Below are 12,723 nucleotides of genomic sequence, written 5' to 3' on the forward strand. Positions count from 1 at the left end.
ACCATCCTCCTAACTCAATACTGGAGAATTTAAACTTGTTACATCCGCTTTTTTCTCACTTATCTTTAGCAAAACCATTGTAATATCATCTTTTTGTGGGACTCCCTGTGTGAATTCCTTCACTGAATTCATGACTCTTTTTTCAATTTCTCCAACACCTTGATCCTTGTTTTGCAATAATATTTGAGAAAGACGCTCTAGCTTATATTGCTCTCCATCCTTATTTTGAGCCTCCACAATCCCATCTGTATAAAAGAATACTGTATCGTCTTCCTCCAATTTTATGGATAGCTCTTGGTAGACCTGATTTGGTAAACCACCAACCATAATTCCTTTCGCCTTTGGAAGCTCCTCTATTTTATTTTTCATTGATTTGATAAGTAAGGGAGGATTATGGCCTGCGTTTGCATAGGTCAAAACGGACGTTTTTGGGTTCCAATCTGCACAAAAAAGAGTGACAAAAGACTTCAATGTCCGTAAGTCTTCATAGATGGCTTGATTCATAGCTGTTAATGTTTCACCAGGACTTTGTGTACTTTCTGCAGCACTCCGAAATGCACCTCTAGTTAAAATCATTAACATCGCTGCTGGGATACCCTTTCCCATAACATCCCCAATCACAATCCGTAGATTCCCATTTACAAGGGGATAAAAATCAAAATAATCACCACCAATTAATCGTGCAGGTACAGAAGAGCCTGAGACCTCTCCCCCTTCAATACAAGGAGTTTTACCATTTAAGAGAGAGGTCTGGATATTTCTTGCTAAATTAATTTCTCTTTCTAACGTTTTATCCATTTCATCTTGCTTACTTTTTGAAATGTTATATGACAAATGATCCATATACATTACTCAACCTCCTCTTGGAGTGCGTATAACATTTCATACAAACCAACTGTTTCAAGCACTTGTCGCGTTAACTCATCTTCTCCTTGTAATCTCAGCTTAAACCCCTTTTCCTTCGTTAAGTAAATGGCATTCATAATCGAACCAATACCTGTTGAATCAATAAATTCTAATTTTGAAAAATCAATGATTAATGTCTTAATGTCATTTATTTCTTCCAAATAGGGATCTATTATATTTGCTGTTGAGATATCTAATATTCCCTCTAAATAGAGTATAAGGGTCAAATTTTCATATTCTTTTCTGATCGTTAATTCCATGTCATTGCCTCCTTTTACAGTTTTCTAGATTTCCGAAAACCATTCAGTTGCATATTGTCTAACTTCTGGAAGTTTAAAATTACAACAATGCCCTTCATCCTCGTATTCTAAGTAGCATTTTCCATTAGGTAATTGATGATAAAGGTGATGAATATCTTCGTCTGAAACCATCACATCTTGTTTTCCGTGAACTAGTAATACTGGTTTTTCAAAGCCTAGAGAATCAAAAGTTGGGAGTGCATTTGATTCCTCCAAAACATAACGAGTTCTTTCCATAAAATAATCAGGAAGAGTAATTTTACTAGAAGGAAAGACAGGTGATACAGCTACAACCTTACTAACTTTTGGGTTGCAACTACCATATAATGCCCAAGCCGCACCAGAGCTTGTTCCAAATAAATAAATGGGTAGATTTGAAAAATGGAGTGCAGAATAGTCAATGAGTAAATCGATAAATTTCTCCCACCTTTTTTTCGTACCCATGATTCCCATATAAGAGTATGTCTGCCCTTGACCTGGGCCATCAAAACTCACTGTAACAAATCCCTTTTCTAAAAAATCTAACTCATAAGTAAAAAGTTCTTCTTTCGTGGAATCAAGTGGATTAATGATAACCACAACTCCTTTTGGATTTGAAGGAACCCTTACTCGTCCAAAATAAATTTCATCCCCTATATGGATCATGTCATACGTTGTTTTCCTAGGATAAAGTCGATCTGCTTCATGAAAATTTTTCATGGACATATTAAGCCAATATACTTTTTCTCTACTTGCTTCCGGAATCAGCCATTGAACTAATTGATAGTAAAGGCCCGCGGTACGATATTTCATTTCCGCTTCCTGTGTTTGTTGGTTTTCAGCAAACACATTCGCTTCTCTAATTTTTTGTTCTGCTAAGCTTACCCAAGATTGTATCCACTCATCTTTTGTAGAGATGGTTGAACGAATGATCGCTAGGTCTTCCTTATCAACACCATGAACAATCCATCTATCCCAAAAACCATCAAACATATTAGCTGTTAAAAGTGTTTTCTCAATCGTACTCATATTCGTTTTAGCCTTTTCAACCTGTAGCATTAAACTTTCTCTCCTTTTCATTACTCAAATCAAAATGCAAGATAATGGTTGAGCCATGTGGAGAGGTAGATAATGTAACCTGCTTCGTCATTTTCATCATCAGAGTAAAACCTTGCCCCATTGATTTTTTTGTAGAGTATCCTTCTAGTAGAGCCATCTTAGGCAGTTCTTGTAAATTGAACCCTGGCCCCTTATCTTCAATAATAAACCTTACTTCTTTTTTTGCAGTGTCTTCAATGAAGGTCATTTTACCCTCTTCTGCATGTTTAATCGTGTTAGTAATTGCCTCTGAGAGAACGAGCAACCAGCTCATGACCTGGGTTTTGTTTATGTGTTTTGATTCAAGAATTTCTTTTACTTGATTACGACAATTCGGGATATCTGAACGCTCCTTGATCGTATTCTCGCAAAATACGATTCCTTCTTTGAATCCTTCAACCTCATCTTCTTTAATAAGCAAGAACTTGCCCTGTGTTGCTGCTAAAATGACATCACGGTAGACTTCCCACTTACCGTCATCAGCTTGTTTTGAAGAAGTTTGTTTCACTGTATTGAGTGAAACAAATAGCTCATTTTTAAACATTTCGTACGCCTTAAGCATAGCGTTTTGAACATCATTCTTTATATCTAACTGTCTAATTTCATGTGGGATATCCAAATTTTGTTCATTCCAATGGACCATTCTCTCACTTAAATGGATAAAAACTTCTTTATCACTACTAGGTTCATGAAATGACTTTTTGGTAAATGACAAATAAAATATGAAATCTCCTTGAGCCTTATCTCCTCCTGAGTATTCACATAACTTTTTTGCGAGAAATCCTTTTTTACTCATTTGATTTAAGTCATTAAATGCTGTTTCAGAAGGGAGAGACAAGGCAAAAGGTTCTTCTTTTTCGACTGAGGAATCCTTAAATAATTTATCAAAGAGCCGTCTCACAGTTCCCCCTCCTTAAAGAATGCCTAGAGGAGGCATAATTGTGATTTCATCGATAAATGCCCCTTGTGGCTGATCAAGTAGGTAAAGCAAATGTTTGGCAACCGTTTCTGTTGGAATCATTTTTGACATATCAAGACTTGTCTCCATGTTGTCCCAAAAGCTACTGCTCACGGAACCTGGAATAACTGCTGTAACTTGAACACCTTTCTCCCGCAGTTCCGTCTGTAATACTTTTGTAAATCCCATAACCCCAAATTTAGATGCGGAATACCCGCCACAGCCTGCTAATGCTGTAGTGCCCGCGATTGATACAAGATTTAAAATATGACCTTTACCTCTTTCAGCCATATGCTTCCCAAAGTACTTACAGGACAGAAAAGTCCCTCGTACATTTGTTGCAAGCATCTTATCAAATTCCCCTAATGTTGTATCGATTACACTTCCAAATACTCCTACACCAGCACAATTCAATAAGGTATCTACTGTGCCAAAGTGATTAATTGCATTTTTAAAAAACTCTTTAACGGATTCCTCACTTGTTACATCTAACGGTAACTCTAATACATTTCCTTCTAACTTATAGGAATTGCTTCTGCTTCCAAGAACGAGGTTTGCACCTAGTTTTCTAAGTTGGTCTGCTGTTTCTTTACCAATTCCTTTACTTGAACCCGTAATGACAATTGTTCTTCCCTTAAACGATTGACTCGGCATATTTTTTACTCCATTTCCGGACCATAATATTCAAAATAATTTTTCTCTGTTTCATATAACCCAATTTTAAAGAGATTCTTTAGCTTAGGAGCTAACAGGTCCCAAACGACCACTGCTACATTTTCGGAAGTTGGGTTTAGTTCCTTAAATTCCTCCGTGTCTAAATTCAAATGTTTATGATCAAATTTCTTCATTATTTCCCGTTCAACGATTTCATCCATTTCTGAAAGATTTGCAATCATCCCGGTAACTGGGTCTGGCTTTCCACTTACCGTTACCTCCAGGTAGTAGTTATGACCGTGCCCATATGGATTATTGCATTTTCCAAAGATTGCAAGGTTTTCCTCGTGACTCAATTGATAACTATGCAAACGGTGTGCCGTTGAAAAGTGGTACTTTCTAGTTAAACGAACCATTTCTTGGTCCTCCTTCTCCGCAAATAAAAAATCATTTTCCCTCAAACGAATTTTATGAAGTTGACAATTGTCAATCTTTCCATCAAGCGAACTCCATATATACGAAACCATATTTTCGGTAGTTGGCAAATGACTTGTAAAATATGGATTCTCTTTATTCAGAAATTTTCCATCTACTTCTCTATAAATAAAGGATTTTACAACTTTATCAATATCGGTAATATTGACGACGATCCCTGATTCTCGGTCTAATTGCCCTTTCACCATTACTTCTAACGTATAATCGTGTCCATGTCCGTGTGGATTACTACAAAGTCCAAAAACTTTTTGATTCTCTTCCTCACTCCACTCTTCAATCCGATAATAATGGGCTGCTGAAAAGTACATCTTTCGTGAAAGATAAAGCATGTTGTAAACCTCCTATCAATCTCGTAAAAGAGCTCTTTCGAATTCTTCGACTAGAGCTTCATTCTCTTTAAATGCTCCCTTTTTAACTGTAGTAACAGTTGAGCTACCTGGTTTCTTAATTCCTCTTGCACACATACAAAGATGCTGCCCCTCGACACTTACAATTACACCTTCTGGCTGTAATACGTTCATAACTGCACTTGCAATTTGCTGGGTCATTCGTTCCTGTACCTGCGGACGCTTTGCAACAAGTTCCACAAGTCTTGCAAACTTACTTAATCCAACAACTCTGCCATTCGGAATATAGCCAATATGTGCCTTGCCGAAGAAAGGAATAAGATGGTGTTCACAAAAAGTGTAATAGGTAATGTCCTTTACAATTACAATTCCATCATAGTTTTCCTCAAATGTTGTGGTAAGTGCTGTTTCTGGATCAATTCCTACACCTTCAAATACTTCACCAAACATTTTTGCGACTCGCTTTGGTGTGTCTAGTAAACCCTCTCTTGTTGGATCCTCGCCAATTATTGCTAAAATAGAGCGGATATGATCCTCTATTAGACTATTTTTAAGTTCAACTGTCATGCTTGATTTCCCCTTTGATGAATTTTTAATCCTAATAGAAGGTTCAAAAAAACGCACCTTAAAACAGGATTTTTACAACAATACTATTTACCTACTAATTGCGCGTGCAATTCGTATATTGATTAGAGTTTAAATTTGTACATATTCTCGAATAATGTTTTAGAAATATTAGATAGCTCAACTGACTGTGCTTGTAATGATTTAAATAAATCAGATAGCGTAATGGTCATATCTGTAGTAGAGGATGTATTATTATTAGAAATTTCACGAACTGCTTGGATTCTAGACTTGATATCCTCTAACTCTTCTTTATTGGTCAATGAATCTATTTTTTCCTCAAGAGCATCTAAGAAATCTATAATTTCATAATTGTCTTCTCTAGCCCTAGAAGTTAAATCAACAGATAGGGCATACGCCTTCTCAACAGACTCATCAGCAGCTGTCTTTAACTCTAAAGATAAATTTTGTACTTTATTAGCTTCTTTCGTTGTATTTTTTAACACCTTATTTAAGGTACTCGTCATTCGATTCGTACTGTTAGAAAGGTCTGCTAACTCACCTTTACCTTTAATTGTGCTAGTAGTAGAAAAATCACCTGACTCAAGCGTTTTTATTTGAGTTATAATCACTTGAATATCCTTATAAATTCTACCGAAAAATCTAGTAGATAGAATAAATAATGCCACTAACGATATTAAGCTGAATATAATCAGCAATGTTGCCATATTTTTTAAAGGTTGACTTAAATGGTCATAATCTAAACCAATGTAGATTGCTTTTCCATCAGAAGTAGGAATAAAGACTTTATAGTAAGTATTGCCTCCTAATTCTTCTTTGTATGAAACTTGTTTAGGCGTTTTGACTAAATTTACAAGTGTAGCTACATCCTTTTCGGTTTCAGACTCGAAAGTCCCATAATTAACTTTCTTCCAATCAGAGATTTCAATTTCTAATAGTGAAGGATCTGCATATACTTGTGGGGTTAAAACTGCAAGTTCTAAAACACTTTTATTGGAATTTAGAACAGTTTTAATCCACATATCTGGTCCAACTTCTTGAGTAAAGTTATAAACCTCGTTTGCTTCAATATATGGATTGATAATATAATCTTTTCCTTCAGGTTTGTAGTATCCATATTTGAAGAAAGTAGGTTTATCAGTGTTAGAACCTGATGGCGCAATAGGAAGTATCATTGTATTTTTTTCTTTATATGCTCCAAAGAAATCAGGAAGTTCTTCCTCATAATATAAAGCATGAATGGTTTGATATACTGGTGATTCTTCACCTAAGTAGTGTTTAAAGCTAAATCCTATATCTGTTGGAGTTGTAGACTTTACTCCCATTACCCCTTGATCACCTTGTTCAGTAAGTAGAGTTATACCTGCAATATCAAATTCATCTTGTAGAGCCAATAACTCTTCATTAGTAATTTCTTCTAAAGGCTTATCCCCTAGTCTGTCATCGATACGTTCTGCAACTAGCTTTAATTTTAAGTCTAACTGGAGTTCAATGGCCTTAGTCGCCATCTGAGTTTCATTCATTCCTTGTTTTATACTTTCACTTACTTTTAGAGCCTCTACTGCTACATCAGACTCAATTTTCTGACTCAGGTACGTATATTGAATTGCACCTGAGCAGACTAATATAATTAATAGAACGATTAACATTGTAGTAGTGAATTGTCTTTTTAAGGTACTACTGGTTTTCTTTAAAGCGTCTGGCATAAACTGTCCTCCATATTAAATCAGTGATTTTAGTTTGACTTTATCAACCTTATTTGATATCAAAGGCATTTCATCTATAAATATCACCTTGTCAGGAATTTTATAAGGTGAAATTCGGCCTGAACAATAAGAACGAATATCTTTAGTTGTTACCCCGTCAGCAACTACAAAAGCCACAATTTGCTCTCCATAAATATCATGAGGTAAACCTACAACTGCAACATTTTTTATTCCTTCTATCTGTTGGAGAAAGGTTTCTATCTCATTCGAAATGACTTGTCGACCACCTTTTTTGATAACATCCTTCTTACGACCAACTAACTTGAAAGATCTATCAGAAGGAAACTCAACTAAGTCTCCCGTTTTAAACCATCCATCTTCAAAGGCTTCTTGTGTAATAACAGGATTATTGTAGTATTCCGTGAACATACTCCCTGTTTTTAACCACAATTCATCATCTACTACTTTATACTCGACTTCATCGAACAGGGTTAACACGATCTCCTCATCACTATTATCGGTGATTACCCCATCACCTATGGCTCCTGCTTCAGAGCTACCTAAAAGGGTTATGAATTTACAATCTTCCATTAGAGGGAAGGCTTTTAAAATACTAGGTGTTACTTTTTCACCAATAAAACATACAAGTTCTAATTTCTTTAAGACTTCGGGTCTTAGTCTGCTAGCAAAATTATAAAGTGATTTAAAGATTGAAGGTGTAGTCATTACTTTATTTGTATTTGTTTTTTCAATCGTTTCTATCATTTTTACTAGATCAAACTCACTTGCTACAACTAAGTTTGAACCTGCCTTCATGACGGATTTCATAGCTACAACTGCACTGAAAGTACTTATAGCTGCATATATAAACATATTATCCGTAGGTTTTAAATCCCAACATTTGAAAAGACAATCATAAGTAAAATCGAAAATACTGTTTCCAAATACGATCCCTTTAGGTTGACCTGTACTTCCTGATGAGAAAGTTACAAACTCTCCTTTCGCTGTAGTATTACTCTTTTCAATATGACCATAATTCGTTTTATCCCAAGTAATACAATCATCAGAAGTGAAGATTGTCGTTTTTGTTTCCCTTCCCGTTGCCCAGTCTTTTATAGCTGTTGAGAAGGAGAAACCTGATACCTCATGAACAGTGAAAATAATATGAGGGTCAAGGGAATTTAATACCCCTAATAAGTCGTCTGTTCTCGACTGTAAACTAATAGGTACTAGTGTTGCGTTTAACTTGTTGATTGCAAAGAATAAAGGAATATACTCCTCTACTACATTTACTAATACGGCTACTGCTTTACCCTTTAAATCCTTAGAGTCTAACAAAGCCTCATATCTAGCAATCTCAGTTTTTAATTCTCCTGCAGTAAGGCTTTTTGATAGAGATGATAAGGTTACATTGCCATCATCCAACCCTGCTAGTATATTTTCATAGAAATTCATTTAGATAACCCCTCTTTTACTATGGAATAAAGACCGCCAACAGTAGCCGTTTTATCCGCATTTTCTATAAAGTTACTGAAAGAAACTTTATAATGGTCAGCTAACATAGTTGTCAAATTTACCATTTGAAGTGAATCAACATCTAATTCATCCCTTAAATTTGTTTCTTCAGATACTTCGACTTGTTCTTGCTCAAGCAAGTCGAACATTGTAGCTGTAAAATTATTAAATGTCATTGATATTCACTCCCTTGAACCATTCAGCGGAACGGTGTCTTATTTCGCCTAACTTATTATCACAACAGTGAGCCTCATTTTCGTATGTTATGAAACGTTTTTCTTCATCAAGGTTGTTATACACTTGCTTTAATTCTTTACCATCTATTAAGAGGTCTTTCTCACCATGCACGATAACGATATTACCAATATCAGAAACACTATCTTCCTCAAATGTAGGTAAATACCCTGTATCAAAATCTACTAGCATATTACTCATACGACTTCGGAAATAATCAGGAAGTCTAATATTAGATGCATACCTAGTAGGTGGACTTACCGCTACGATCTTATCTACTAGTGGATGTCTACTAGATTCGATGGCCCAAGCACCACCTGAACTTGTTCCGAATAGATTGATAGATAGGTGAGGAAACTTTAAGTGAGCAAATTCCACTACCCCTTTCGTAAATTCTTTCCATGATTGGTAGTCAGCCTTATGACCATGAACCATAAGGGTTTCCCCTTGACCAGTTCCATCAAAACTTACAACTGCTAACCCCTCATTCACGAAGTCTTGTTCGTACAGATAGAATTCTTCCTTTGTAGAGTCAGTAGGAGTGACAAGGATAACCACACCTTGAGGTTCAGACTCTGGTATGTGAATACGACCACCATAATTTTTACCGTTAATTGTTAGGGTATGACGAATGATTTCACCAGTAGATACCTCATCAGCAAGCTCGAACATATCTAGACACTTTTTATACCAGTCGGCTCTTATACCGTGGGGTTCAGGGTACACCCACTGTGCAAGGTTTAGATAAATGCCTGCTTTACGGTAGTTTTCTTCTGCCTTAGCGAAATCATTACTAGATTTGAAGGTGTCTGCTCTTTCTTTGTACTCATTAGCTTTATTAGAAAGTTCTGTAACCCAACCTTCAGCTGTAATCATTTTTGATCGATGTGCTTTGACAAAGTCTTCATCAATACCGTGTACATACCAACGACTCCAAAAACCATTATCCATCAGACTTGCAAGAATGGTTTTTTCAATAATTGTATCGGTGGACATTTCCTGTAACTTCGTTTTTAACTTTCCCATTTTCTTCTCCCTCTTCAAAAATTAAAACTTTCGTAAAATTACTTTATGGTTTTTTAATAGAGTCGAGATGCCAACTTCAATGTGAACCCCTTTCCCAAGTGACTTCTTTGTTGAATAACCCGTCATCTCTCAGACATACTATTTTGCCTCCGCAATTAACGCTTTTAACTTTTGTTTATCTACTTTATTATTTTTCAAAGGAATTTCTTCTAAAAAAATGACCTTATCAGGAATTTTGTAGGATGATACGCGACGTGCACAATACGAACGAATATTTTTTGAAGTCAAATCTTTTGCTACTACAAAGGCTACTATCTGCTCTCCATAGACATCATGCGGTGCTCCAACTACCGCAACATTGTTTACCCCTTCAATTTTTTGAATCACACTCTCTATTTCACTGGTGACTACGTGACGCCCACCCTTTTTTATCACGTCTTTCTTTCTACCTACAATCTTAAAAGTTCCGTCATCATCAAACTCTACTAAATCTCCTGTTTTAAACCATCCGTTATCAAAAGCTTCATCCGTTAAAGATTTACTATTATAGTATTCAGTGAACAACCCTCCTGTTTTTAGGAGTAACTCACCATCAACTACTCTATGTTCGGCTTCATTTGCCATAACGAAGTCAATATCTTTAGCATCCTTATCCGTTATATACCCATCAGCAATTGAACCAGCTTCTGAACTACCTAAATGAGAAAGGAATTTACAATTTTTCATGATTGGAAAATGACTTATATAGCTTGGTGATACCTTCTCGCCTACCACACATACCAATTCCAATCTATCTAAAACTTCTGGTTTTAAATTACTTGCAAATTTGTAAATGGCCTTAAAAATAGATGGTGTCGTAGAAATTTTATTGCATTTCCATTTATCCAATATATTTACGATTTTCAACAAGTCGAAATCATCCGAATGAATAAAATTTGCCCCACTTTTTATAATTGTATTCATTCCTGTTACCCCGAATAGAGAACTTGTAGGTGCAAAGAAAAACATATTATCGGAGGGTTTTAACTCCCAACTATTGTGTAAACATCTGAAAGTGTAATCAAATACACTATCTTTGAAAACAATGCCTTTAGGTGTTCCAGTACTTCCTGATGAAAATGTGATAAAATCCCCGCTATTATAAAGCGAAGATTCTTCTTTACCACCCAAGGAAGTAGTGCTGAAACTCTTATAATCATCTGTAGATAGTACGAGTGTTTTTGTTATATTCCCTTTTGCCCATTCATTTATTACTTCAGAACAGTTAAAACCCTTAATGTTGTGTTCTGTGAAAATAATATGAGGGTCTAGTGAATCTAAAACACCGATTAAATCATCTTTTTTGGACTGTGTACTTAAAGGTATTACTGTTCCTTGGAGATTACGAATCGCGTAGAATAATGAAATATTTTCTTTTACAGATTCAACTAATATTGCTACCTTTTTACCCTTTAAACTCTCTATACCAAACATAGATTGATAAAAGGCAACTGATTCTTTAATATCTTTTACAGAGTATCCGCTATCCAAGTTAGATAAAGATAAATGATCGTTACCTAACCCTTCTATTACACTAGTATAAAAACTCACAGCGATTCCTCCGTTACAATGGTGTATAATTCTCCTACAATATCAATCTTATTGCCGTTTTCAATAAACACACGAAACGGAATTTTGTAATGCTCCGCTAGACTCGTAGTTAAATTAACCATTTGAAGTGAATCTATATTTAGATCGTCTCTTAAACTAGATGTCTCGGTTATTTCCACTTCCTCTAAATCAAGTAAATCAAACATTACTTTAGTAAAATCCTTAAATGTCATTAATCCTCATCCCCCTAAACCATTTCGAAGAATGGTGTTTAATTGCAATAAAAATAGCCCGCCAAAAGGATATTGGCGGGCACGCTTAATAGGTAAATAGTTGTAGTTCAAAGTAACTAGTTAACCTGCGCATCAAATTCTGATCCAATCCCTTTTCGGTAACCCGGCGATCATAGCTAATATAGCCTTAGACCCGTAGCTTTGCGTCCCTATCTTTCAACAGATTTGCCATTATCGAAGGTATTCTCTTATTTAATATATCGGCATGTTATCTCGTATGTTGGAATGGTAAATAGTACCTGTGTAGTATGTAAATAAAATGACGAATATAACCTATTTAGTATTCGAATAAAAAAACGAATAGTACTTATGTAGTACAAATTAAAATACAACGTCTTTTATACTATCATTTTGACGAATTTTGTCAATTTTTAATATCACCAGGTATTCCTATTTTTTCAGAATGGACTAGGAATGTCTTCCTATTTTTAGGGTGAAAGGGGCTAAATCTGGAAGAAATTTAATTGTTAGAGGGAAGTAGATAGGAAATTCATATCAACTTGAATAAAAAGCATAGCCAATTTGACTTACTTTCTATGACCAAATATGAGTTTTTCGTTGATTTACTTATTTTCTTTTATCAAAGGGCTGATTTGGCAAACTTTGTTGAATTCATTTTCTCATTCTATATCTCCTGGATTGAAATATTTTTCCTATTGTTTATTAGTTGTTTATACAATAAAATGTTGAATATTGTCATTTTCCGTTATAAATATTTTTAAATTGGGAAAACCCTCCTATTATTTATCTAAAAAATAAGAATAGTAGTTGATATACATCTCATTATTTTTAAATGAAAATAAGAGATAGTAACAAAATTGGTATTGGGGGTAGAATAGTGAACTTGCATAAAATAAATAACAACAACAACCAATGTAATGATGTTACAAATAAATTTTCTAGTGAGATTACATTAAAAAATTTGCTATCTGGAATTAATTTAAGGATTAGAATTGGTAAGAAAGTATATTTGTTTAATCAAGAAGCTATAACTAACACCATAGAGCACAACCTGTCACCTGTCTCTTATACACATCT

Annotated in this window: 14 protein-coding genes and 1 riboswitch; of the genes, 1 reads left to right on the plus strand and 13 read right to left on the minus strand. The window is 35.1% G+C overall.

Annotated elements, in window-relative coordinates:
* Positions 1-9 precede the first annotated feature (9 nt).
* The 13 genes from E1I69_RS18245 to E1I69_RS18300 all read right to left on the minus strand — a co-directional run bounded on the left by E1I69_RS18245 (position 10) and on the right by E1I69_RS18300 (position 11,625).
* On the minus strand, positions 10-849 hold the full coding sequence (locus E1I69_RS18245) for a PP2C family protein-serine/threonine phosphatase (RefSeq protein ID WP_136380987.1): 840 nt from the start codon (positions 847-849) through the stop codon (positions 10-12).
* A complete protein-coding gene (locus E1I69_RS18250) occupies positions 849-1,166 on the minus strand; it encodes an STAS domain-containing protein (protein WP_136380988.1) in 318 nt (105 codons plus the stop codon). The genes E1I69_RS18245 and E1I69_RS18250 overlap by 1 nt, the downstream gene beginning before the upstream one ends.
* 24 nt (positions 1,167-1,190) lie before the next feature.
* A complete protein-coding gene (locus E1I69_RS18255) occupies positions 1,191-2,243 on the minus strand; it encodes an alpha/beta hydrolase (RefSeq protein WP_136380989.1) in 1,053 nt (350 codons plus the stop codon).
* Positions 2,230-3,183: an ATP-binding protein gene (locus E1I69_RS25045; protein ID WP_242634636.1), complete on the minus strand. Its 954-nt coding sequence runs from the start codon at positions 3,181-3,183 to the stop codon at positions 2,230-2,232. The genes E1I69_RS18255 and E1I69_RS25045 overlap by 14 nt, the downstream gene beginning before the upstream one ends.
* 12 nt (positions 3,184-3,195) lie before the next feature.
* Positions 3,196-3,894 (minus strand): SDR family oxidoreductase, encoded by a 699-nt coding sequence (locus E1I69_RS25050; RefSeq protein ID WP_242634637.1) that lies wholly within the window; start codon positions 3,892-3,894, stop codon positions 3,196-3,198.
* Between the two features lie 5 nt (positions 3,895-3,899).
* Entirely contained in the window at positions 3,900-4,718 is an 819-nt protein-coding gene (locus tag E1I69_RS18265) for a 6-carboxytetrahydropterin synthase (protein WP_136380990.1), read from the minus strand.
* A 15-nt stretch (positions 4,719-4,733) separates the two neighbouring features.
* On the minus strand, positions 4,734-5,303 hold the full coding sequence (gene folE / locus E1I69_RS18270) for a GTP cyclohydrolase I FolE (RefSeq protein WP_136380991.1): 570 nt from the start codon (positions 5,301-5,303) through the stop codon (positions 4,734-4,736).
* 122 nt (positions 5,304-5,425) lie between these two features.
* Complete coding sequence (locus E1I69_RS18275) at positions 5,426-7,027, minus strand: methyl-accepting chemotaxis protein (RefSeq protein WP_136380992.1); 1,602 nt, start codon at positions 7,025-7,027, stop codon at positions 5,426-5,428.
* A 15-nt stretch (positions 7,028-7,042) separates the two neighbouring features.
* Positions 7,043-8,482, minus strand: coding sequence for a class I adenylate-forming enzyme family protein (locus E1I69_RS18280; protein WP_136380993.1), 1,440 nt, complete (start codon positions 8,480-8,482; stop codon positions 7,043-7,045).
* The gene (locus E1I69_RS18285; protein WP_136380994.1) at positions 8,479-8,718 is read right to left on the minus strand and encodes a phosphopantetheine-binding protein; all 240 of its coding nucleotides are present in this window, start codon (positions 8,716-8,718) and stop codon (positions 8,479-8,481) included. The genes E1I69_RS18280 and E1I69_RS18285 overlap by 4 nt, the downstream gene beginning before the upstream one ends.
* Entirely contained in the window at positions 8,708-9,802 is a 1,095-nt protein-coding gene (locus E1I69_RS18290) for an alpha/beta hydrolase (RefSeq protein WP_136380995.1), read from the minus strand. Before E1I69_RS18290 ends, E1I69_RS18285 begins: the two co-directional genes overlap by 11 nt.
* A gap of 138 nt (positions 9,803-9,940) precedes the next feature.
* Positions 9,941-11,392, minus strand: a complete 1,452-nt coding sequence (locus tag E1I69_RS18295) for a class I adenylate-forming enzyme family protein (RefSeq protein WP_136380996.1) — start codon at positions 11,390-11,392, stop codon at positions 9,941-9,943.
* A complete protein-coding gene (locus E1I69_RS18300; RefSeq protein ID WP_136380997.1) occupies positions 11,389-11,625 on the minus strand; it encodes a phosphopantetheine-binding protein in 237 nt (78 codons plus the stop codon). Before E1I69_RS18300 ends, E1I69_RS18295 begins: the two co-directional genes overlap by 4 nt.
* 154 nt (positions 11,626-11,779) lie before the next feature.
* Positions 11,780-11,865: riboswitch (cyclic di-GMP riboswitch) on the minus strand.
* Positions 11,866-12,523: 658 nt separating this feature from the next.
* On the opposite strand from E1I69_RS18300, the gene E1I69_RS24845 reads away from it, so the two are divergent.
* Positions 12,524-12,723 (plus strand): hypothetical protein (locus tag E1I69_RS24845; RefSeq protein WP_207308571.1); only part of this gene is annotated, 200 nt, incomplete at its 3' end.

The organism is Bacillus timonensis, from assembly GCF_004799755.1.
Taxonomy (GTDB): Bacteria; Bacillota; Bacilli; order Bacillales; family Bacillaceae_L; genus Ferdinandcohnia; species Ferdinandcohnia timonensis_A.